This is a genomic window from Sphingomonas melonis DAPP-PG 224 (assembly GCF_000379045.1).
Lineage (GTDB): Bacteria > Pseudomonadota > Alphaproteobacteria > Sphingomonadales > Sphingomonadaceae > Sphingomonas > Sphingomonas aquatilis.
In genome coordinates this window covers 3232408-3253879 of record NZ_KB900605.1, presented here as the reverse complement: position 1 = coordinate 3253879, position 21472 = coordinate 3232408, and the positions used below count along the sequence as shown (strand labels likewise).

The window sequence follows — 21472 nt, the reverse complement described above, 5'->3', positions numbered from 1 at the left end:
GGGACCATCCCGGCGGGCTTTTTTGATGCCCAAAACGGATGGGTTTGGAACGAAAAGTGAAAGGCAGGACTCACCGCGATTCGTGCCCCGAGTCCGTCGTCCCTGCAGGTCTGGTTGCGTGGATTAATGGCGTAATATCAAAGGCTTATAAGATTTCCGAACGCATTTCCGCGGGCGGAGGGCTGTCAATCCTCTTTATTTCAGGAATGTGACCTGCGGGGGGCTTGATCGACTCGGGCAAGGCTTCATAACTCGCCTTCACCGCGGCGCCGTTCTGGGCCAGCGGGGACTTGAACAGCGTGGGCATGCCGAACGGCCGGTGGTCGTAAGGGGGATCTGTCTGTCTGAACTACAGCCACTGGGGTGACACGCGTCGCTTCCGGTAACGAAGGGGCGTGCGTTGAACGATCGGCAGGTAGCGGCGGTGACGGAGAGCGAGGCGCAACGCGCCTGGGCGCGCGTCCGCAGCAACCTGCGCGAATCGGCCGGTGCGCGGTTGTTCGAACAGTGGCTGAAGCCGATGGAGCTGATCGAGGACGGTGATCCCGATGCGATCCGCCTCGCGCTGCCATCCGCCTTCATGACCAACTGGGTCCGCAATCATTATGCGGACCGGCTGATGCTGGAATTCCGCGCGCTGTTGCCCGGCGTGCGCAGCGTGTCGATCGAGACGCGTGTGGCGGCCCCGGCGGTGAAGCTGGTTGCCGAGGCGCCTGCGACCCCCGCGCCGCAGCCCGCCGCGGTGCTGCCGTTCGTGCAGTCGGCCCCCGCCGTCGTCGCCAGCGATGCACCGCGTGCTGAGCGACCGCCGCTCGATCCGCGCTTCACCTTCGATCGCTTCGTCGTCGATGCGGCCAATCGCGTCGCGTTCAACGCGGCGCGCGCGCTGGCCGAACCGGGTGTGCCGCGGTTCAGCCCGCTGTTCCTCCATTCGGGGACGGGGCAGGGCAAGACGCACCTGATGCACGCGATCGGCCATGCGTTTCTGGCGCAGCATCCGGATGCGACCGTGCTGTGCATGTCGGCCGAGCGCTTCATGTTCGATTTTGTCAGCGCGCTCCGGGCGCGCGACACGCACGCCTTCAAGCAACGGCTGCGCAGCGCCGACCTGCTGCTGATCGACGACCTGCAGTTCATCGCGGGCAAGGATTCGACGCAGGAAGAATTCTTCCACACGATCAACGAGATCATGGGGGCGGGCCGCCGCCTCGTCATCTCCGCCGATCGGTGCCCGCAAGCGCTGGACGGCGTCGAGGCGCGGATCATCAGCCGCATGTCGGTCGGCCTCGTCGCCGACATCAAGGCGCCCGACCTCACGTTGCGCCGTGCCATACTGGACAGGAAACTCGCAGACCTGCCCGAGGCAAAGGTTCCCGCAGAGGTGCTCGACCTGCTGGCCGCGCGCATCCACGCCAACATCCGCGAGCTGGAAGGCGCGCTGAACCGCGTGATCGCCTATGCGCAGCTGACCGGCGACCGTATCGACCTGGATTTCGCGCTGACGACGCTGGGCGACGTGCTGCGCGGGGCGCAGCGGCGCGTGACGATCGACGAGATCCAGAAGCTCGTCAGCCAGCATTTCGAGCTGAAGCCGCTCGATCTGGTGTCGGCGCGCCGCAGCCGCGCCGTCGCCCGCCCGCGCCAGATTGCCATGTATCTGGCGAAGCGCCTGACGACGCGCTCGCTGCCCGAGATCGGGCGCAAGTTCGGTGGGCGCGACCATTCGACCGTCATCCACGCGGTGCGCAAGATCGAGGAATTGCGCGATCAGGACCGCGATATCGACGCGGCGGTGCGGACGCTGATGCGGGAATTGGAAGCTTAGCCTGAATACGCTCATCGACGGAGGTGGAGTTATGCGTGTCGCTAGCACAACCAATTATGTCGATGTTGAAGGTGATTACGGCTTCGTGGACGGTGTCGAGGTCACGTGCGATCGATGCGGCCACTATGAGGAAAGCTGTGGCACCGGCGACGGTTCGCTCGGTCGGTGCGCTACGCTGCTGCGGCAGAATTGCCCGCGCGGTGAGAACAACTTCTACGAGGTAGGCTGAAGTCGCAGCCTTCTGCGGCGGATCCAAATGACCGCGCAGACATGATTGGTTCGTCATTGCGAGCGCAGCGAAGCAATCCAGGGCGTCTTGGTCCGGCTCTGGATTGCTTCGCTGCGCTCGCAATGACGAGCAACTGGCGCGTGGTCCTCTTAAAGCATCAGGCCCATAGCTTCCTGCGCCTGCCGCAACACCGGGGCGGCGAGGTCGCGCGCCTTTTCTGCGCCCTTGGTCAAAATCGCGTCGATCGCGCCGCGGTCGTCGAGCAGGCGGACCATCTCGTTGCGGATGGGACCGAGCTTTGCGACGGCGAGATCGGCGAGGTCAGGCTTGAACGCGCCGAAGCCCTTGCCCGCATAGTCGCCGAGCACGTCCTGCGGCGTGCGATCGGCGAGCGCGGCGAAGATCGTCAGCAGGTTGCGGGCTTCGGGCCGCTCCGCCAGTTCCTCGACGGTGGCGGGCAGCAGGTCGGGGTCGGTCTTCGCCTTGCGGAACTTGTCGGCGATCGTCTCGTCGCTGTCGATCAGCTTGACGACCGACTGTTCGGAGGGGTTCGACTTGGACATCTTGGCCGACGCATCGCGCAGGCTCATGATCCGCGGCGCGGCGGCGCTGACCAAGGGTTCGGGCAGCGTGAACAGCTCGACGCCGTAATCGGTGTTGAACTTGGTCGCGATGTCGCGCGCCAGCTCCAGATGCTGCTTCTGGTCCTCGCCGACGGGCACGTGCGTGGCGTTATAGAGCAGCACGTCCGCGGCCATCAGCACCGGATAATCGTACAGGCCGACGCTGGCGCCTTCGCGGTTCTTGCCGGCCTTGTCCTTGAACTGCGTCATGCGGTTCAGCCAGCCGACGCGCGCGACATTGTTGAGCAGCCAGCTGAGCTCGCTGTGCGCGGGCACGCGCGCCTGGTTGAACAGGATCGAGCGATCGGGATCGATGCCGGCGGCGATCATCGTCGCGGTCATTTCGATCGTGTTCGCGCGCAGCTGATCGGGCGCGATAAATTCGGTCAGGCCGTGCAGGTCGGCGATGAAGTACATCGTCTCGCCGCCCTCCGCCTGGATCGCATCCTGCATCGCGACCCATTGTTTCACCGCGCCAAGGTAATTGCCGAGGTGGAGATTGCCGGTGGGCTTGATACCGGACACCACTCTTTTCGGGAGGGGGCGCTGTGCGGACATGGACGAACCTTAGGACTGGGAACGGAGAAGCTGGCGGATGTCGCGCGGCTTGAGGGCGCCGGTCGCGAACACCGCGGCGGCATAGACGAGTGCGCCGGTGCCGACCAGCACCGCCATCGCCGCCCAGCGGATCAGGCTGGCGCCGGTGGTGTAGGGCTGGAACAGATCGTTGAGGAAGTACATCACCGCGCCCATCGCGAGCGCGGCGGCGAGCAGGCGCGGCGCGCGGCGCTTGAGTTGCGCGTCGACGACGAACTGGCCGCGCTTGACGAGCGTGCGATACAGCAGCGCGACGTTGACCGTGCTGGCGATCGCGGTGGCGAGCGGCGGCCCCATATGCTGGAGCGGCACGATCAGCGCGAGGTTGAGCGCCAGGTTCACGCCCATCGAGATCGTCGCGTAGCGCACCGGCGTCTTGGTGTCGGAGCGGGCGTAATAGCCCGGCGTCAGCACCTTCACGAGGATGTAGGACGGTAGCCCGATCGAAAAGGCGGCGAGCGCCTGCGCGGTGAAATGCGTATCGGTCGCATCGAACTTGCCATGCTGGAACAGCGCGGCGGCGATCGGCGCGCCGCAGACGACCAGCGCGACCGTGGCGGGCAGGGTGAGCAGCAGCGCAAGCTCCATGCCGCGGTTCTGCGTCGTCATCGCCGCCGCATCCTCGCCGCGACCGAGCAGACGCGAGATGGTCGGCAGCAACACGGTGCCAAGGCCGATGCCGATGAGACCGAGCGGCAATTGGTTCAGCCGGTCGGCGGCGTAGATGTACGAGACGGAGCCGGACGGCAGCAGGCGCGCGGCAAGCGCGGTCGACACGACGAGGTTGATCTGCACCGCGCCCGCACCCGCGGCGGCCGGGCCGATCAGCGCCATCAACCGCTTCACATCGGGCCCCAGGCGGGGCAGCTTCAGGCGCAGCGTCACGCCCGCCCGGCGGCAGGCATACCATAGCCACAACAATTGCAGCGCGCCCGATACGGTGACCGCGATCGCCTGATTACGCGCGGTCATCAGCGGCAGGTCGTCATGGAAGAACAGCAGCGCGGCGATCAGCGTCGCGTTGAGCAGGATCGGCGCCGCAGCATTCACCCAGAAGCGGTGGAGCGAATTGAGGATGCCGCCGAGCAGCGACACCAGGCTGATGAACAGCAGATAGGGGAAGGTGAGGCGCGCGAGCTGGACGGCGAAATCGAATTGCTTCGGATCGACGCCGTTGAAGCCGCCCGACAACGTGTAGGTGACGGGCCACGCCGCCACTTCCATCACCGCGGTCATGACGATCAGGACCGGCAGCAGGATCGACAGCGCATCTTCGGCAAAGGCGATGCCGTGCGCCAGGCCGCTGCCGTCCTTCGCCTTGTCACCCTCGGCCACCTTGCGGTTGAACATCGGGATGAACGCGGCGGAAAACGCCCCCTCGGCGAAGAGGGCTCGGAACAGGTTGGGCAAGCGGAACGCGATCATGAACGCGTCCGATGCGAAGCCTGCGCCTACGAAGCGAAAGAACAGCGAATCGCGGACCAGCCCCAGCACGCGGCTGGTCAGCGTGAGCCCGCCAACCGAGCCGAGCGCCTTGGTAAGGTTCATGGCGCCCGGCCCCGTCGATCAGACATCAGGCGTGGCCGACGTCGCCGACCGAGAAGGCGCCGTTCTGCTCCGCCTGCGCGAGGTAGAGCTGGCCGAAGTCGATCGGCTCGAGCAGCAGCGGCGGGAAGCCGCCGTCGCGCACGCAATCGGCCAGCACGCGGCGCGCGAACGGGAAGAGCAGGCGGGGCGCTTCGCCGAGCAGGAACGGCTGGATCGCATCGGCCGGCACGTTGCGCAGGCCGAACAGGCCGGCATAGGTCAGGTCGACGATGAACGCGGTCTGGCCCTCGGCCTCTGCCTTCACGTCGATCTTGAGCAGGACTTCATGGACTTCCTCGCCGACCTGCGCTGTGCCGATGTTGAATTGCACGTCGATCGCGGGCGGGTTCGGGTTCTGGAAGATCGCCGGCGCGTTCGGGTTCTCGAACGAGAAATCCTTGACGTATTGCGAGATCAGGCCCGCCGCGGGTGCGGTGTCTTCGCCATTGCCGGTCGGCTGCGTGTCGATCGTGGTGCCGTTGTCCTGGTCGGCCATGGAGACAATCCTTCGCGAGAAAAAGCGGTGAAGAAGCAGCGAGGCCGTGGGACCGAAGCGGCCCCTCGCACGTTCGATGCCGATGGCGCCCGCGCCTAGCAGCGCCGGTGGACTGTTTCAACGGCGGTAAAGGCCGCGGAGACGGATCGATGCTGTGGTTTGAAACGTAACGGCTTTCGGCCTATGTATCGGTCAAGATCGGAGGCACGGTGTTTTACGTAGTACTTCTCGCAATGGTGGCGGCGTTTCTGGCGCTGCGCCTGTACAGCGTGCTCGGCAAGCGCACCGGCCACGAACAGCAGCCGTTACCCCGCGCCGCCGACGATCGCGCGACGGCGGCCTTGCCCGTGGTCGCCCGCCCGGTGGACGCCGCGGCGGATACGCGCGAGCCGGTTGGCCGCAATATCGAACCGCAGGCCGAGGCGGGGTTGCGCGCGATCATCGGTGCGGAGCCCGGTTTCGACGTGCAGCAATTCCTGGGCGGTGCGCAGGCGGCGTATCGCATGACACTCGAGGCCTTCTGGTCGGGTGACGAAGCGAGCCTGTTCGAACTGGCCCAGCCTGACGTGGCGCATGCCTTTGGCGAGGCGATCGCGGCGCGGCGCGAGGCGGGCGAGACGCTGGAAAATCGCCTGATCTCGATCGAACGGGCGGTCATCACCGATGCGGCGCTCGATGGCCGTGAAGGCCGCATCACGGTGCGCTTCGATGCGGATATCGCCGCGGTGACGCGCGATGCCGAGGGACAGGTGGTCGCCGGGTCGCTGACCGATGCGGTCGAGACGCATGACCTGTGGACCTTCTCGCGGACGCTGAAGAGCCGCGATCCCAACTGGAAGCTCGCCGACACCGACGAGGTGTGAGCGTCGTACGCCACACGGTGCCGGCTGCGCGACGGAACGGCGTCGGCACAGCCGCATCGCCCTTGCCCCACACACGCCGCTTCGGCACAGCCATAGCTCGTTGCCCCGCGCAGGGCGGGCGGACAATCGGGGTTTTCGTATGAACGGGCATCGCGCCTTGGCCGGCGTTACGCTGGCTCTCGCCCTCAGTGCGTGTGGCGGGCGCATCGTGCCGGTGGATGGCGGCTATGCCCCGCCGCCGCCGACGACGAAGCGGCCACCGCAACCGTCGACCACGCCGCCGCGTCGGGGCGGCAGCGGAGGCCAGGCCACCGTCATTGCGAGCGGGCGCAGCTTCGACGGTCGCATCCAGCCGTCGACGCCATTGCTCGCGACTCCGGTGACGGTCGATCCGACCGCCACCACGGCCGCGACCGCGGGCGTCACGCCGGGACCGGCGATCGACACGCTGCCGATCACCGAGGCGCAGGCGGAGGCGGCCCGTCAGGCGTTCCTGACCAGCTGCCCCGGCCTGATGCGCCGCACCGACGCCTCCGGCCTGACGCGCGGCACCGATTGGCAGCCGGCCTGTGCCGCGGCGGCGACCGTGCCGCGCGGCGGGGCCCGGCAGTTCTTCGCGACCTATTTCGAGGCGGTGCAGGTCGGCGACGGCAGAGCCTTCGCCACCGGATATTACGAGCCCGAAATCGCGGCGTCGCGAGAGCGGCGCGCCGGTTACGAGGTGCCGATCTACGCCCGGCCCGACGATCTGATCGATGTCGACCTCGGCCAATTCAGCGATGCGCTGAAGGGCAAGAAGGTGCGCGGGCGGGTGCAGGGCAGCGCCTTGGTCCCCTATTACGACCGCGCGGCGATTGACCGCGGGGCGTTGCAGGGCAAGGCACCGGTGCTCGCCTGGGGCGCGGACGAGGCGGCGGTGTTCTTCCTGCAGATCCAGGGGTCGGGTCGGCTGCGGCTGCCGAACGGTGAGGTCATGCGGGTCGGCTACGATACGCAGAACGGCCGCGACTATACGGGGATCGGCGCGCTGATGAAGGCGCGCGGGCTTCTCCAGACCGGCCAGACGTCGATGCAGGGCATCGTCGCCTGGCTGCGCGCGCACCCCGAGGAGGGCCGCGCGATCATGGAGGAGAATAAGAGCTTCGTCTTCTTCCGCGAGCTCGACACGCCGCCGGTGGGCGCGATGGGCTATGTGGTCAATGGCGGGGTCAGCGCGGCTGCGGACGTGAAATATGTGCCGCTGGGCGCGCCCGTCTTCCTGTCGATGGACCGGCAGGACGCGAGCGGCCTGTGGGTGGCGCAGGACACCGGTGGTGCGATCAAGGGCAGCAACCGCTTCGACACCTATTGGGGTGCAGGGCCGGTAGCGGAAGCAACCGCGGGCGGCATGGCGGCGCGCGGCACCGCGTTCCTGCTGCTGCCCCGCGGCACGCTGGCGCGTGTCCAGAGCACCTCGTTCGGAACGACGGTCGGTGCGCCAACTCAACCCTGACGAAGCCGACCTATGGGCGCGGGTGATGGCGACGGTGAAGCCGTTGCGCGGCGTCGTGCCAGCGGCGCGGCCCGCCGCCCCCACGCCCGTCGCGCCGGCCAAGGCGACGAAACCGTCGAAGGCGCTGACCCGCGCGCTTGGTCCGGCGCCGGCACCAGCGACGCGCATGGCCGCCCCGCCCGCGCCGCCACGGCAGAACACGCTGGACGGTGGCTGGGACAAAAGGCTGTCGCGCGGGATCGTCATCCCCGACAGCTCGATCGACCTGCACGGGCATAGCCTGTCGTCGGCGCATGCGTTGCTCGACGATGGCCTTGCCCGCGCCATCGCCCGGGGCGACCGCGTGCTGCTGCTCGTGACCGGCAAGCCACCGCGCCCCGAGAGCGAGCGCCCGCACGCCCGCGGCGCGATCCGCGCGGCGATCGCCGACTGGCTCGCCGCCTCGCGCCACGCCGATGCGATCGCGGCAGTACGGGGCGCGCATCCGCGACACGGCGGGCAAGGCGCGCTCTATATCGTGTTGCGGCGCGGGCGGTAGGGTCAGCGCAGCAGGATCAGCGCCGCGCCGCAGAGGATCGCGCCGATCGCGGCGATACGGTGTGCCGTCACGGGTTCGCGTAGCCAGAACACGCCGATCAACAGCGCCGTCACCATGCCCGTCTCGCGCAGCGCGGCGAGCGGGGCGGTGGGGCCGCGAGCGAAGGCGGCCAGCGCAAGACCATAGGTGCCGATCGACAGCGCGCCGGCGATCGCGCCGGGTCCCCATTGTCGCCGCATGTCGGCGAAGACCGCGCCGCGTGTCATCACCGCGAACTGGGCAACGATCATCGGACCCATCAGCACGAAATCCCAGACGATGAAGCTCGCCACTGTCGGCGCGGCGCGGACGCCGTGCGCGTCGGCGACGGTATAGGCCGCGGTGCAGCCGCCGCAGATCGCTGCCCAGCCCAGCGCTTGGCGTGACAGATGGCGGCCGATCGACAGGATCAGGATGCCGCCAGCGACGATCGCGATGCCGGCGATCTGGATGGCGCTGGCCCGTTCGTGGAGCAACGCCAGCGAGACGATCGCGGTCATCGGCGGGGCGAGGCCGCGCATGATGGGGTAAGCGGCGGAGAAGTCGGCCAGTTCGTAGGTGCGCACGACAGCCAGCAGGTAGAGCGCATGGATCGCGGTGCTCGCGACCAGCCAGCCCCAGGCGCCGTGCGGCAGCGGCACAACCAGCAGGCCGGGCAGCAGGATCAGCGCGGCGGTGCCGTCGATCGTCGCGCGGCCCGCCATCTTGTTCTTGCCGCTCTTGATGACGGCGTTGACGACCGCGTGGAGCGAGCCCGACGCGATCATCATCGCCGCCGCGGCAAGCGGCAGCGTCATGCCGCGCGCGTGATGATGTCGGCGTAGATGGTGGTGAGCGTTTCGAGGTCGGCGATGGCGACGGCTTCGTCGACCTGGTGCATCGTGGCGTTGAGCAGGCCGAATTCGACCGTCGGGCAGAGTTTCGACAGAAAGCGCGCGTCGGAGGTGCCGCCGGAGGTCGAGAGTTCGGGGACTAACCCTGTCTGCGCCTCGATCGCGGCGCTGACCATCGCGGTCCAGGGGCCGGGCGGGGTGAGAAACGCCTCGCCCGAAGTCTTGCCGGTGACGATCGCGGCGGGGGCGTGGGTGTGGACGACGGCGCGGACGCGGTCGATAAGGTCGGCCCCGCGCTGTTCGTCGTTGAAACGGATGTTGAGGCGCGCGGTGGCCTTAGCCGGGATGACGTTGTGCGCGGGATTGCCGATCGCGATGTCGGTGATCTCGAGGTTCGACGGCTGGAACCAGGCATTGCCCTGGTCGAGTGCCATATCCTCCAGCGCGGCGAGCGCGCGGGCGAGCTTGCCCGCGGGATTGTCGGCGAGGTGCGGGTAGGCGACGTGGCCCTGCCGGCCCGGCACCTCGATCCAGATGTTCACCGAGCCGCGGCGGCCGATCTTCACCATGTCGCCGAGCTGGCGGACCGAGGTGGGCTCCCCGACGAGGCAGAGGTCGGGCGTGATGCCGAGCGCGGCCAGCCGTTCGATCAGCACGGGCGTGCCGTAGGTCGCCGGGCCTTCCTCGTCGCCGGTGATGAGCAGGCTGAGCGTCGGGCCGCTCGCGCGCGTCGCCGCGGCGACGAAGGCGGCGACTGCGCCTTTCATATCGACCGCGCCGCGACCGTAGAGCAGGGGCCCGCGGATGTCGCCGGACCAGGGGGAGCCCTGCCACCCCTCGCCGGGCGGCACGACGTCGACGTGGCCGGCGAAGGCGAGATGCGCGCCCGTGCCTTCACGCAGGGCGATCAGGTTTTCGACCGGGCCGTCGGGCGCGTCGCCGGTGACGACGCGGTCGATCGTGAAGCCGATGGGGGTGAGCGCCGCCTCCAGCACGTCGAACACGGCGCCGCGCGCGGGGGTGACGCTGTCGGCGCGGAGCAGCGCCTGGGTCAGCGCGACGACGTCGAGGGGCGTACTCACGCGGTGGGCTGCTCGAACTGTTCGATGACCCAGTCTTCCTCCTGCGCGGCGGCGATCCAGTCCTGCATCCAGGGGTGCTGGACGACCGCGTCGATATAGGCGGCGGCGAAGCGCGCGATGGGGAGCTGGTAGGAAATGATGCGCGTGCAGACGGGGGCGAACATGATGTCCGCCGCACCGAAGTCGCCGAACAGGAAGGCGCCGTCGCTGCCGAAGCGGGCGCGGGCCTGCGCCCACAATTCCATGATGCGCTTGAGATCTACGATGACGTCCTCGTCGGGGCGCTTGGCCGGGAAGACCTGGCGGATGTTCATCGGGTGCTTGCGCCGCAATGCGACGAAGCTCGCGTGCATTTCCGCCGCCATCGAGCGGGCCATGGCGCGTGCCGCGTCATCGGCGGGCCAGAAGCGATCGCGCCCGACCTTGTCGGCGAGATAGTCGACGATGGCGAGACTGTCCCACACCACCGCGTCGCCATCCCACAGGATCGGCACCTTGCCCGACGAGGGCGCGAATTCGGCGCCTTCGCGGCGGCGATCCCATTCGGCGTCGTACAGCGGCACGACGACCTCTTCGAAGGGGAGGCCGGATTGCTTGGCGGCGAGCCAGCCCCGCAGGGACCAGCTGGAATAGGCCTTGTTGCCGATGATGAGCTTCATGGGGCTGGGTTAGCCGCGGGGTGCGATGAGGTCCAGCGTGGCGAGGGGGTGGAAGATGGACAACATGGGCGCCTTGGCGGAAACGATTGCGGGCGATCGTTTCGGTTTGTGTGCTGATGGGGAGGGGAGGGGGCGATGGGGGATCATCGGCCCGTGGGGATAGGCGGGCGCGGGGGTGTGTGATTCCGGTTTAGGTGCAGGGGCTTGGGTGGGTTTTGACCCAACAAGGTTCGGGACGATCTCGGCGCAAGCTTCCCTTCGTCACCCCGGACTTGGTCCGGGGTCCACTCTGCGGCGAGGGGGATGGTTCGAGCCTCTTGCCGTCCCCCTGCGGGCCCGTGGACCCCGGACCGAGTCCGGGGTGACGGGATGGGTGGGGAGGGCGGCCGCCTCTTACCCGATCGCTTCGATCACCGCCGCGCGGAGTTCGGGTATACCCATGCCGCCTTCGCTGGAGGTGGCGAGGATGTCGGGGTGCGCCGCCGGGCGCTTGCGGGCTTCGGTGGCGGTGCGGTCCATGACGTCGGCGAGTTCGGTCGCCTTCACCTTGTCGGCCTTGGTCAGGACGAGGCGGTAGCTGACGGCGGCCTTGTCGAGCATTTCGAGGATGTCGCGGTCGACGTCCTTGATGCCGTGGCGCGAATCGATCAGCACCAAGGCGCGCTTCAGCGTGTCGCGGCCGCGCAGGAAGTCGTTGACGAGGAAGCGCCATTTCTTGACGACATCCTTGGGCGCTTTGGCGAAGCCATAGCCCGGCATGTCGACCAGCCGGAAGGCGAGCGGGCTGCCGATATCGAAGAAATTCAGTTCCTGCGTTCGGCCCGGCGTGTTCGACGTGCGCGCCAGGCCGTTGCGCCCGGTGAGCGCGTTGAGCAGCGACGACTTGCCGACGTTCGAACGGCCGGCGAACGCGACCTCCGGCACCACGGGCGCGGGCAGATGTTCGAGGCTGGGGGCCGACTTGAGGAAGCCGACCGGCCCCGCAAAGGTCTTGCGCGCCGCCTCGAGCATGTCGGGCGTGAAGCCCTCATGCTCGGGGGCGGGAACGTCCTCCATCACTTGGCCGCCGCGATCTTGAGGTCGGGGTGGCGGGCGTAGAGGATGCGCTGCTGCAGGATCGCGAGGAAGTTGGACGCGATCCAGTAGACCTGCAGGCCGACCGGATAGCTGGCCATCACGAACATCAGCACCCAGGGGATCACCGCAAACACCTGCTTCTGCGTGTCGTCCATCGGCGCCGGGTTCAGCTTGAACTGGAAGTACATCGAGATTCCGAGGATGATCGGCACGACGCCGATCGCGATCAGGTGCGGGGGCGTGAAGTGCAGGTAGCCGAACAGATTGACCGGGGTCAGCGGATCGGGCGCGGACAGATCCTTGATCCAGGCGACGAACGGCTGATGCCGCATTTCGATCGTCAGCATCAGCACCTTGTACAGCGCATAGAAGATCGGGATCTGGATCAGCGTGGGGACGCAGCCAGCGACGGGATTGACCTTTTCCGTCTTGTAGAGGCCCATGACCTCCTGCTGCATGCGCGGTTTGTCGTCCTTGTAGCGTTCCTGAAGTGCCTTCATCTTGGGCTGGAGCGCGCGCATCTTGGCCATGCTGGCGAACTGGCGCTGGGCGATCGGGAACATCAGGCCACGGATCGTCACCGTCAGCAGGATGATCGCGACGCCGAAGTTGCCGACCATGCGGAACAGCCAGTCGAGATAGGTGAAGATCGGCTTTTCGAGGATTTCAAACCAGCCCCAGTCGATCGCCTTGTCGAGCTTGGTGACGCCCTGATCGTTCTCGTAATGCTGGAGCGCCTTCACTTCCTTGGCGCCCGCGAAGAAGCGCGTCGTCTGCGTGATCGCGCGGCCCGGCGGGAGCAGCTTGGGTGCGAAGGCGTAATCGGCCTGATAGGCGGTGTTGGCGCCGGCGCGGAACTGGCCGTCGAATTGGGCCTGCTGATCGGGGATCAGCGCGGTCAGCCAATATTTGTCGGTGAAGCCCAGCCAGCCGCCGGTGGTGGCGAACTTTTCGGGTGCCTTGTCGAGATCCTTGAACTTGACGCCATAATCGGCGCCGCCGTTGTGGACCGACATCGGGCCGGTGTGGATCTGCCACGTGCCGGGGTCCTTCGACACGCCGACGCGGTTGACATAACCATAGGGGGCGACGGGCACCGGCGCGGCCCCGGCGTTCTGCACCTTCTGCTTGACGGTGAACATATATTGATCGTCGACCGACAGCTCGATCGCGAAGCGTTGGCCGCTGGCGTTGGTCGCGGTTAGCGTAACCGGCTTGCCCGGCGCGAGGATCGGCGACGAGGCGGTCCAGACGGCATCGCCCGCGGGCGGCTTCAGCCCGTCGTCGCGCCAGCTGAAGCCGGCGAAATAGGCCTCCGGTGCGCCGCTCGGCGAGAGCAGGCGAATGGGCGGCGAATCCTTGGCGATCGTTTCCTTGTACTTGACCAGTACGAGGTCATCGATGCGCGCGCCCTTCAGGTTGATCGAGCCTTGCAGCGTCGGGGTCTGGATGCGGACGCGCGGGGAATCGCCCAGCACCGCCTGGCGGCTGCGGATCGCGGCGGGCGCGTCGGCGGTGGGATCAGCGGTCTTCGCGGTCACCGGCACCGACTTGCCGTTGACGATCTTCGTCACCGGCGGGTTCGACACGGGGAAGAACTTGCCCTGGATCAGCGGCCACGCGAAGAGGATCAGCGCCGCGATCACCGCGAACAGGACGAAATTCTGGCGTTCTTTGTTCAAGGTCTTGCCCCGTCTTGGCTCAAGGGACCGGGTCGGGTCCGTGCCCGCCCCATGGATGGCAGCGCGCGATCCGCTTCACCGCCAGCCAGCCCCCTTTGACCGCGCCATAGCGGCGAAGTGCCGTGATTGCATAGGCCGAACAGGAGGGTTGGTAGCGGCAGCTGGGCGGCAGGATCAGCGATGGGCCGAGTTGCCAACCGCGCGCGATCAGGATGAGAAGGCGCGCGATCACCGTTTCGGCTTTCGGGGCCCACGCGGCCGCGACGGCGAATCCTCGCCGCGCGCGATCTTGCCCAGCGCTTTTGCGAATTCGGCCTTCAGCAGCGCATGGTCGCGCTCGATCCCGCCATCGCGGCCGATCAGAACGTGGTCGGCGCCGCGGATGCCGCCCGCGGGCAACAGCTCGCGCGCCAACGCCCGCAACCGCCGTTTCATGCGGTTCCGGACGACGGCGTTGCCGATCTTCTTGGTGACGGTGAAGCCCACGCCCATGGCGGGGTCACCATCCTTGCGATCGTGCACCAGCAGGACGAATCCCGGCATCGGCGCACGCCGCCCCGCATTCGCCGCGAGAAATTCGCTGCGACGCGAAAGAGTGCGGATGCCGGCAGGCGTGCCGACATCCACGGGCGTGCTTACGCCGACAGCTTCTTGCGGCCGCGCGCGCGGCGCGCACGGATCACCGCACGACCGCCGACGGTCGCCATCCGCGAGCGGAAGCCGTGGCGACGCGCACGCACCAGGTTGCTCGGCTGAAAGGTCCGCTTCATGATTCATCCCTCGGATACGTCGAAATAGAAAAGGGCCACCCCGAAGAGGCGGCCGTGATGGGGCGCGCTTAACCAGCAGGCGCGGCGAAGTCAATGCGGTGACGGGGGCTGCGGTGGGAGAGGGGACCCTCATGATGCGCGATGTGGCGCTTGTGTGTTACATCTACAAGACGCGCTCAAGAGATGGCGCGCGATCGATCCGAAATGGTCATTCCCCGTTGCGCGAAAGCGGCTATGACCGGTTACCGGGGGGACGGACATGACGGCGATCGTGCGGACGGTGGCGTATCTGGGGCTGGAGGCGCGCGGCGTCGAGGTGCAGGTGCAGCTGATCGCGGGCCTGCCCGCCTTCAATGTCGTGGGCCTGGGCGACAAGGCGGTGGCGGAAAGCCGCGAGCGGGTGCGCGGCGCGATCGCGGCGATGGGGCTGGCGCTGCCGCCCAAGCGGATCGTCGTCAACCTGTCGCCCGCCGACCTGCCCAAGGAAGGCGCGCATTTCGACCTGCCGATCGCGCTGGCGCTGCTCGGCGCGATGGGCGTCGTCGATGTCGAGGCGCTGGCTGAGTATCTCGTCGTCGGCGAACTGGGACTCGACGGACGGATCGCGCCATCGCCCGGCGTGCTGCTCGCCGCGCTGCATGCGGGCGCCGAGGGGCTGGGGCTGATCTGTCCCGCGGCGCAGGGGAGCGAGGCGGCTTGGGCGGGATCGGTCGAGGTGCTGGCCGCGCCCGACCTGTTGGCGCTGATCAACCATTTCAAAGGCCATGGCCTGCTGGGCGCGCCCGTGCCGGGCGAGGTCGAACCATCGGGCCACGGGCCGGACCTCAGGCAGGTGAAGGGGCAGGAGGTCGCCAAGCGCGCGTTGGAGATCGCCGCGGCGGGTGGGCACAATCTGCTGATGGTCGGGCCACCGGGTGCGGGCAAATCGCTGATGGCGTCGTGCCTGCCCGGCATCCTGCCGCCGCTCGACGCCGCCGAGGCGCTGGAGGTGTCGATGGTCCAGTCCGTCGCGGGGACGCTGGCGGGCGGGCGGCTGACGCGCAACCGGCCGTTCCGCAGCCCGCATCACAGCGCGTCGATGGCGGCGCTGACCGGTGGCGGGCTGAAGGTGAAGCCGGGCGAGGTGAGCCTCGCGCATCTTGGCGTGCTGTTCCTCGACGAGCTGCCGGAGTTCCAGCGCGCGGTGCTCGATTCGCTGCGCCAGCCATTGGAGGCGGGGGTGGTCAGCGTCGCGCGCGCCAATGCGCACGTCACCTTTCCGGCGCGGGTGCAACTGGTCGCGGCGATGAACCCGTGCCGGTGCGGGCATCTGGGCGATGCCAGCCTCGCCTGCGCCCGTGCACCGAAGTGCGCGGCGGATTATCAGGCGAAGGTGTCGGGCCCGCTGCTCGACAGAAAGGTAACTCTTTTCAAGGAAGAGTGCCGTCCATGTTCGCATACGTCTACGCAAGGTGGTCAAGCCAAGAGCAGACCCGAGGTTCCACGCTGGCACGGCAGCTTGCCACGTGCGGCGACTTTGTGGAAAGCAAGCCGGGGTGGACCCTTGCGGAGACGATCACCGACAAGGGCACGAGCGCCTACACGGGCGACAACATCGAAACCGGCAATCTCGGCAAGTTTCGCGACCGCATACTGAACGGGACGATCGATCCCACCAAGGCGGTTCTCGTCTGCGAAGAGTTGGATCGCCTATCGCGCCAGCCCGCCGACGTGATGTTGTCTTGGCTGTCTCCACTGGTGCGGCGTGGCCTCACCATCGTTGTGGTGAACACCGGCCAGACCATCACCCGCGAAATGCTGGACGTGGACATGGGCGGGTTGATGATGATCCTCATCACTGCCTTCGGCTCACACACCGAATCGCGGAAGAAGGCCAAGCGCGTGGCCGCTGCATGGGAGGCCAAGCGGGAGGCGGCACGAACGGGTAAATCAGTCACCCGGACCCACCGGCATCCGAAGTGGATTACCGTCAAAGAGGACGGCACCTTCACGGTCCTGCCGCACCACCGGCTCATCGTGGAGACCATCTTCAAGAACCGGATTGACGGAATTGGGAAGGGGCTCACAGCCAAGACGTTGAACGCGCTCGCGCAGAATGATCCGGCCTTCGCGCCTTGGCCTGTAGGCATGACCGGTGCTGCACCAGCATTGTGGACCGCCACCTACATTGGGCGCGTGCTGCGCAACCGTGCGGTCATGGGCGAGTGGCAGCCCTTCACCCGGCCTCGCAAGGGCGCTCCCGCTCCCGCTGGCGAGCCGATCACCAACTACTATCCGCTCGTGATTGATGCGGCGACGTTCGCCCGTGCCAACGAGGAACGCATCGCGGACGCCCTCAAGCACCAAGGGCGCGGCAACAACCTGTCCAATCTCCTCGGCACTCGTGCCCGCTGTGGCGAGTGTGGCGGGCAGATGGCTGCACGCGGCAGCGCAGCCTACTTCACCAACAAGAAGGGTGAGAAGCGGCGACACTACTTCCTCTACTGTCAGAACGCGAAGTCCGGTGGATCGTGCGAGAACCAGCGCGGCTGGACCTATGACCGGGTTGAGGTTCCGATCCTCGACACCATCCTGTCCCTCGCCATGGACGAGACGCACTTCGACAGTGGCACCAACCTCGCGCCGATCGAGGCTGCGATTTACACCCACAAGGGCACTATCGCCGACGTGGAACATAAGCTCGCCAACCTTCTCGATCTCGTGGAGAGCGGCAACAAGGGAGCAGCAGCACGCTACGCACAGCGCGAGGCGGAGCTTGAGGCTGCACGAGACGCCCTCATGGAGGCGGAGAACCGGCTTGCGGAAGCCAAGGGCAGGGTGAGTCCCACGGAGCATCTACGGCGGGTGGCGGAGGTTCGGACCCTCATGTGGTCCGACGATCAGGACGTAAAGTTTCAGGCGCGCTCCAAGGTGAAGGCGGCACTTGGTGACGTCATTGAGCGCATCACCTTCCACCCCAAAACCGGGAACGTGTCCGTGATGCTGGTGGAGTTCATGCGCATGTTCGTGATCAACCACGCGGGTGAGGTGATCGAGGACATGGACCTCACCAAAATGGGCGGTGGTCCCGGCCACGGGAAGGTCACCACCTATGAGAACGCCACGGTGGCGATCGGTGAAGACGGCAACCACACGCTCATGAGTGGCGATGCGGTGGCAGTCGCCAACGATCTCAACGACGATCAGAAGCTCGCGGCTGTGGCCTACATGCGGAGGAAGGCGTCAGGCTGACCGAGACGGCTTTTCGATGGAAAGCCCCGGAGTGAGCGGTTACCACCTGATCATCACACGCCAAGGATGACGGACACTTATGAACTTGAGGGAGGCGCTGTCCAAGGCCAAGACCGAAGAGGACGTAAAGGACGCATACATCAAGGCCCTTGGGCTCAAGCGCTACCACAAGGGCTTGGTCGATATCCAAGCCGAAGAGATATGGTTCGAAGCCAAGGGCAACCCGACCGCCCCCGTGGTCATGTTCGGGCAGTTGCTGTTCTACCTTCGTGCGGCACGAAAAGCGGGGGAGCACATTCCGGCGTTCCTCGCCGTAATCGATCGAGAAAAAGCGGCAATCCTCCCCACCGAACTCGCGCTTCCGATCCTCGCGGACAAGTCGATCGTGTGGCCCAAATCTGGATCGCAGGCGGGCAAGGCGCTTGCGGCACAGGTCGCTCCCTACATCGAAACGCACTTCGTCGTTTACGATATCGCGACGCACGAAGCCGAATTCAAAAAGGCGATCAAGGGCGCGATCACCGAAGGTAAGATCATCCGAACCCCCATCACCCCGGACAATCTCCGGCAGGTGTTCGATAAATGGGTATCGATGATCGGGAGCGAACTCGGAGACGTAAGCGAGTCCGACTACGCCGTGCTGTTCTTCGCCGATATCATGCACGACGGGAAGAAGGCTGCGATGCGCGATCTTCCTGCCAAGCTCCTGCACGACGACGAGAAGCCGGTCTTCGTGCTTAACGGTGAGACATACGAACTGGCGAGCCTCCACGGCTACCGCGCGTTCTGGGCAATCTACCACCGGCCTCCCGAGGAGGAATATCGCCGCTACCTACTTGAGCGCCGCGACAGCCTTCTTCCGATCGATGAGCGCAGCTTCAAGGGCGCTTACTACACGCCGCTGCACATCGTGGATAAGGCGTATGACGAGCTTGCCTTGGTGCTCGGCAAGAATTGGCAACGCAACTACATCGTCTGGGATATGTGCTGCGGCGTCGGCAACCTTGAGGTGAAGCACAGCAACTACCGCAACGTGTTCATGAGCACGTTGGACGAGGCTGATGTGAAGGTGATGCACGCCAGTCAGACGTGTGTGGGTGCTACCATCTTCCAATATGACTACCTGAACGACGACATCACCGACTTCGGTGAGATCGACTATTCGCTTACGAACAAGCTCCCTGCGGCGCTGCGGCAAGCGATCTCGGACGCAAACAACAAGGTGGCAGGCGCGAAGAAGATTCTCGTTCTGATCAACCCGCCTTATGCGGAGGTGACCAGCGGCGGCAACACGGTAGCCAATCTCGAAGAGGGCACCAGCAAGGCGGGCGTGACAGCGACGATGGTGGCTGAAACCCTCATGGAGGGCTACGGCAAGGCGACCAACGAGCTTTTCATGCAGTTTGTCGGGCGGTTGCACAAAGAGATACCCGCCGTAACCTTGGCAATGTTCAGCAAGCTCAAGTATATCAGCACCCCGACGCTGAACGACTTTCGAAGCAAGTGGAAGGCCAAGTTTCTCGGCGGCTTTGCCGTTCATAGCCAAGCCTTCGACGGTCTGAAGGGCGACTTCCCGATCGGCTTCCTCATATGGGACACGGGTAAGAAACAGCCGATCAAGGACGTAGAGGTTTCCGTCCTCGATCGGTCGGGTAAGACCGTGGGAGAGAAGTCCTTCATCAACTATGACGGGCAAGCGCTGTTGACGGATTGGGTGGCTCGTCCTCCATCCAACAGCGATCAGGTTGTGCCGCTCAAGAACGCCGTGGTGCCCGCGACCGCCGCGAAGGATTTGCGGGGCACGCGCTGGTCGGACGGTGCGATCGGTTGGCTCAACTGCGCGGGCAACGATCCACAGAACGCGGGCTCGAAGACGATGCTGTTTTCGTCTGGATATGGGAGTGCTCGCGGGTTCTTCGTCAATGCCAAGAACGTGGGGCAAGCAGCAGTCGTTTTCGCCGTCCGCCGCCTCATCAAGCCAACGTGGCTGAACGACCGGGACCAATTCCTACAGCCGTCATCGGCGCTTTCGGATGCCTTCAAGAACGACTGCCTCGTGTGGATGCTGTTCAACGGGAGCAACTTGAGCGCTGGCGCGGACGGGCTGAAATGGGGCGGCAAGGACTGGTCCCTGACCAACCACTTTATCCCGTTCACGGAAAAAGAAGTCGGCGCGTCGAAGGGCTTCAAATCTCACTTCATGTCCGACTACCTGTCCAAGCTGAAGCTATCGGCAGAGGCCAAGGCTGTGATGAAGGAAGGCCAGAAGCTGTGGGCGCTCTATCACAAGTCGTCCTTTGGCCGAAGCATCCGTGACGAATACAAACTTAATCGGTCGGATGCGGGATGGTTTCAGATACGCAATGCGCTGGCGGCGAACAACAACAACGTCACTGTGGACTTTGAGCCGTTCAGGGAGGCGTATCGAGCCTTGGGCGACAAGCTCCGCCCCAAGGTATTCGAATACGGGTTCCTGCCCGAATGATGCGGTGAAAGGATAAGGACGGGCGTCGTGGGCGACGGGAAGCGGAAGAAGGAACGTTTCAAGGCTGAACACCCATGGTGCTGCTTCTGTGGCGGGGAGGTGCCCGCAACGACGATCGACCACATTCCCGCACGCACCTGCTTTCGCAACCGTGAGTATCCCCACACCTTCGAGTTCCCGGCTTGCGATCACTGTCAGGGGGCGAGCCGACTGGACGAGATCGCGTTCGCCTTCTGGGTCCGCGCCCTCGATCACAACGATGACAATCTCACAGACAGGGACTTCGACAAGCTGATCTCCGGCTTGCTGAACAATCTTCCCGACCTCGCACCACAGGGGATCGCGTCTCGGAATGGGAAGCGTCAGGCGCTGCGCAGGATGGGCTTGCGAATGGCTCCGGGCCTCACGTTAGACCAAGCGCCGATCGTCAACATAGACACGCGATTGCACGCCTACATCGATCGCTATGCCCGCAAGATCGCGCTCGCCCTCTACTACCGTGAGCAAGGGCGCATCGCGAAGGCGAGCCACCGGGTGCTGGCGACATGGGGACAGGCAAGCGACCAGCGCTTCCTCCAGCGCAGTCAGGGCTTCTACAACATGACGCCCATTGCCACGATCGGCACTCGACCCAACGTCGATATCGGCGATCAATTCCGATATCAGTGCAACAAGGCCGATAAACCGGACGTGTTCGCAGCCCTTGCCGAGTTCGGCAGAGGTGGCGTTGTTCTTCAGATGCTCGTGGTGTCGGAGGATGCCGCCCTCAAGATCGATGACATGCGGGACGAGGGCAACGAACCAGCCGTTCAGGAGTGGATCATCGCGAGAGACAACTACCCGCGACCTAATCAGGCAACGCAGCGCTTGAGCAACTGACTGCCGAGAGGTTGCCCACGGCGCTCCACGCGGGTGCCGCCGTCCACCGGGGTCATAGTGAGCACGAACGAGACAAACCCACTGTCTGTGGCAGCGAAGCGCTTCCCCTCCGGTCCGTCGATCAGCATGGGGCTACCCCACACGTTCTTCGACATGAGACAGGTGGACAGTTGGTCCACGGTCATCGTGGTCACCACGGTGTCCTTGGCGGGTTTGGACAGCACAGCATCCACGTCGCGTGCCATGGCTGGCGTCGTGACGGTGAGCGCCATGAGCGCGAGTGCGATCTTCTTCATCTTAAACCTCATCACCTACTTATCGCGGCATCGCTCCAGCGCGGACTGAAGTCGAGATCGAATGATGGTGAAGGATCACGAGACGAACTGCGAAGCTAAATAGAAGGTCATGGGCTGGCACACGCAGTGCAAAAGGCCAGCCCTTCGACCGGGGGCGGGTGAAATCATCCACGAGGCACAATCGCCTAC

Annotated in this window: 20 protein-coding genes and 1 pseudogene; 8 read left to right on the top strand and 13 right to left on the bottom strand. The window is 65.7% G+C overall.

What is annotated here, in order from left to right; genetic code table 11:
• Positions 1-145 precede the first annotated feature (145 nt).
• Positions 146-307, bottom strand: a complete 162-nt coding sequence (locus tag SPHME3_RS21155) for a hypothetical protein (protein WP_017978393.1) — start codon at positions 305-307, stop codon at positions 146-148.
• Between the two features lie 93 nt (positions 308-400).
• On the opposite strand from SPHME3_RS21155, the gene dnaA reads away from it, so the two are divergent.
• Complete coding sequence (gene dnaA, locus SPHME3_RS0115770; RefSeq protein WP_017978394.1) at positions 401-1825, top strand: chromosomal replication initiator protein DnaA; 1425 nt, start codon at positions 401-403, stop codon at positions 1823-1825.
• A 378-nt stretch (positions 1826-2203) separates the two neighbouring features.
• Here the strand turns inward: dnaA and trpS are convergent, their stop codons facing one another.
• From trpS to secB, 3 genes are read right to left on the bottom strand one after another with little or no spacing between them, the layout of a single operon-like run.
• Positions 2204-3235 (bottom strand): tryptophan--tRNA ligase, encoded by a 1032-nt coding sequence (gene trpS, locus SPHME3_RS0115760; RefSeq protein WP_029720888.1) that lies wholly within the window; start codon positions 3233-3235, stop codon positions 2204-2206.
• A gap of 9 nt (positions 3236-3244) precedes the next feature.
• The gene (murJ, locus tag SPHME3_RS0115755; protein ID WP_017978397.1) at positions 3245-4822 is read right to left on the bottom strand and encodes a murein biosynthesis integral membrane protein MurJ; all 1578 of its coding nucleotides are present in this window, start codon (positions 4820-4822) and stop codon (positions 3245-3247) included.
• 25 nt (positions 4823-4847) lie between these two features.
• Positions 4848-5357: a protein-export chaperone SecB gene (gene secB / locus SPHME3_RS0115750; RefSeq protein WP_018251078.1), complete on the bottom strand. Its 510-nt coding sequence runs from the start codon at positions 5355-5357 to the stop codon at positions 4848-4850.
• A 209-nt stretch (positions 5358-5566) separates the two neighbouring features.
• Between secB and SPHME3_RS0115745 the strand changes: the two genes are divergently transcribed.
• From SPHME3_RS0115745 to SPHME3_RS0115735, 3 genes are all read left to right on the top strand, one after another.
• Positions 5567-6220, top strand: coding sequence for a Tim44/TimA family putative adaptor protein (locus SPHME3_RS0115745; protein WP_024310511.1), 654 nt, complete (start codon positions 5567-5569; stop codon positions 6218-6220).
• 139 nt (positions 6221-6359) lie between these two features.
• Positions 6360-7712 carry a murein transglycosylase A gene (gene mltA / locus SPHME3_RS0115740; RefSeq protein WP_017978400.1) on the top strand — a complete coding sequence of 451 codons (1353 nt, stop codon included), beginning with the start codon at positions 6360-6362 and terminating at the stop codon, positions 7710-7712.
• Positions 7713-7737: 25 nt separating this feature from the next.
• On the top strand, positions 7738-8250 hold the full coding sequence (locus SPHME3_RS0115735) for a Smr/MutS family protein (protein WP_017978401.1): 513 nt from the start codon (positions 7738-7740) through the stop codon (positions 8248-8250).
• Between the two features lie 2 nt (positions 8251-8252).
• Here SPHME3_RS0115735 and SPHME3_RS0115730 read toward each other — a convergent pair whose 3' ends face one another.
• The 8 genes from SPHME3_RS0115730 to rpmH all read right to left on the bottom strand — a co-directional run bounded on the left by SPHME3_RS0115730 (position 8253) and on the right by rpmH (position 14392).
• Positions 8253-9086: a DMT family transporter gene (locus SPHME3_RS0115730; protein ID WP_017978402.1), complete on the bottom strand. Its 834-nt coding sequence runs from the start codon at positions 9084-9086 to the stop codon at positions 8253-8255.
• Entirely contained in the window at positions 9083-10204 is a 1122-nt protein-coding gene (gene dapE, locus SPHME3_RS0115725) for a succinyl-diaminopimelate desuccinylase (RefSeq protein WP_017978403.1), read from the bottom strand. The genes SPHME3_RS0115730 and dapE overlap by 4 nt, the downstream gene beginning before the upstream one ends.
• Positions 10201-10863 carry a glutathione S-transferase family protein gene (locus SPHME3_RS0115720; protein ID WP_017978404.1) on the bottom strand — a complete coding sequence of 221 codons (663 nt, stop codon included), beginning with the start codon at positions 10861-10863 and terminating at the stop codon, positions 10201-10203. The genes dapE and SPHME3_RS0115720 overlap by 4 nt, the downstream gene beginning before the upstream one ends.
• Positions 10864-11256: 393 nt before the next feature.
• Positions 11257-11919 carry a ribosome biogenesis GTP-binding protein YihA/YsxC gene (gene yihA, locus SPHME3_RS0115710; RefSeq protein ID WP_017978406.1) on the bottom strand — a complete coding sequence of 221 codons (663 nt, stop codon included), beginning with the start codon at positions 11917-11919 and terminating at the stop codon, positions 11257-11259.
• Positions 11919-13622, bottom strand: a complete 1704-nt coding sequence (yidC, locus tag SPHME3_RS0115705) for a membrane protein insertase YidC (RefSeq protein ID WP_017978407.1) — start codon at positions 13620-13622, stop codon at positions 11919-11921. Before yidC ends, yihA begins: the two co-directional genes overlap by 1 nt.
• Positions 13623-13641: 19 nt before the next feature.
• Positions 13642-13854 carry a membrane protein insertion efficiency factor YidD gene (gene yidD, locus SPHME3_RS0115700; protein WP_017978408.1) on the bottom strand — a complete coding sequence of 71 codons (213 nt, stop codon included), beginning with the start codon at positions 13852-13854 and terminating at the stop codon, positions 13642-13644.
• On the bottom strand, positions 13851-14249 hold the full coding sequence (gene rnpA, locus SPHME3_RS0115695; protein WP_017978409.1) for a ribonuclease P protein component: 399 nt from the start codon (positions 14247-14249) through the stop codon (positions 13851-13853). The genes yidD and rnpA overlap by 4 nt, the downstream gene beginning before the upstream one ends.
• A gap of 8 nt (positions 14250-14257) precedes the next feature.
• Positions 14258-14392, bottom strand: coding sequence for a 50S ribosomal protein L34 (gene rpmH / locus SPHME3_RS0115690; protein WP_017978410.1), 135 nt, complete (start codon positions 14390-14392; stop codon positions 14258-14260).
• Positions 14393-14651: 259 nt separating this feature from the next.
• On the opposite strand from rpmH, the pseudogene SPHME3_RS0115685 reads away from it, so the two are divergent.
• The 4 genes and pseudogenes from SPHME3_RS0115685 to SPHME3_RS0115670 all read left to right on the top strand — a co-directional run.
• Positions 14652-15788: pseudogene (locus tag SPHME3_RS0115685) on the top strand (YifB family Mg chelatase-like AAA ATPase); the annotation flags it as partial.
• A 32-nt stretch (positions 15789-15820) separates the two neighbouring features.
• A complete protein-coding gene (locus SPHME3_RS0115680; RefSeq protein WP_081614877.1) occupies positions 15821-17623 on the top strand; it encodes a recombinase family protein in 1803 nt (600 codons plus the stop codon).
• A 79-nt stretch (positions 17624-17702) separates the two neighbouring features.
• Positions 17703-20108, top strand: a complete 2406-nt coding sequence (locus SPHME3_RS0115675) for a hypothetical protein (protein ID WP_018251075.1) — start codon at positions 17703-17705, stop codon at positions 20106-20108.
• 27 nt (positions 20109-20135) lie between these two features.
• A complete protein-coding gene (locus tag SPHME3_RS0115670; protein WP_018251074.1) occupies positions 20136-20987 on the top strand; it encodes a hypothetical protein in 852 nt (283 codons plus the stop codon).
• Here SPHME3_RS0115670 and SPHME3_RS0115665 read toward each other — a convergent pair.
• Complete coding sequence (locus tag SPHME3_RS0115665; protein WP_145957855.1) at positions 20960-21283, bottom strand: hypothetical protein; 324 nt, start codon at positions 21281-21283, stop codon at positions 20960-20962. The genes SPHME3_RS0115670 and SPHME3_RS0115665 overlap by 28 nt on opposite strands.
• Positions 21284-21472 lie beyond the last annotated feature (189 nt).

Coding starts and splice junctions, on each gene's coding strand:
- SPHME3_RS21155 (WP_017978393.1), bottom strand. CDS start 307: ATGCCCACGCTGTTCAAGTCCCCGCTGGCCCAGAACGGCGCCGCGGTG.
- trpS (WP_029720888.1), bottom strand. CDS start 3,235: ATGTCCGCACAGCGCCCCCTCCCGAAAAGAGTGGTGTCCGGTATCAAG.
- murJ (WP_017978397.1), bottom strand. CDS start 4,822: ATGAACCTTACCAAGGCGCTCGGCTCGGTTGGCGGGCTCACGCTGACC.
- secB (WP_018251078.1), bottom strand. CDS start 5,357: ATGGCCGACCAGGACAACGGCACCACGATCGACACGCAGCCGACCGGC.
- mltA (WP_017978400.1), top strand. CDS start 6,360: ATGAACGGGCATCGCGCCTTGGCCGGCGTTACGCTGGCTCTCGCCCTC.
- SPHME3_RS0115735 (WP_017978401.1), top strand. CDS start 7,738: ATGGCGACGGTGAAGCCGTTGCGCGGCGTCGTGCCAGCGGCGCGGCCC.
- SPHME3_RS0115730 (WP_017978402.1), bottom strand. CDS start 9,086: ATGACGCTGCCGCTTGCCGCGGCGGCGATGATGATCGCGTCGGGCTCG.
- SPHME3_RS0115720 (WP_017978404.1), bottom strand. CDS start 10,863: ATGAAGCTCATCATCGGCAACAAGGCCTATTCCAGCTGGTCCCTGCGG.
- yihA (WP_017978406.1), bottom strand. CDS start 11,919: ATGGAGGACGTTCCCGCCCCCGAGCATGAGGGCTTCACGCCCGACATG.
- rpmH (WP_017978410.1), bottom strand. CDS start 14,392: ATGAAGCGGACCTTTCAGCCGAGCAACCTGGTGCGTGCGCGTCGCCAC.
- SPHME3_RS0115680 (WP_081614877.1), top strand. CDS start 15,821: ATGTTCGCATACGTCTACGCAAGGTGGTCAAGCCAAGAGCAGACCCGA.
- SPHME3_RS0115675 (WP_018251075.1), top strand. CDS start 17,703: ATGAACTTGAGGGAGGCGCTGTCCAAGGCCAAGACCGAAGAGGACGTA.
- SPHME3_RS0115665 (WP_145957855.1), bottom strand. CDS start 21,283: ATGAAGAAGATCGCACTCGCGCTCATGGCGCTCACCGTCACGACGCCA.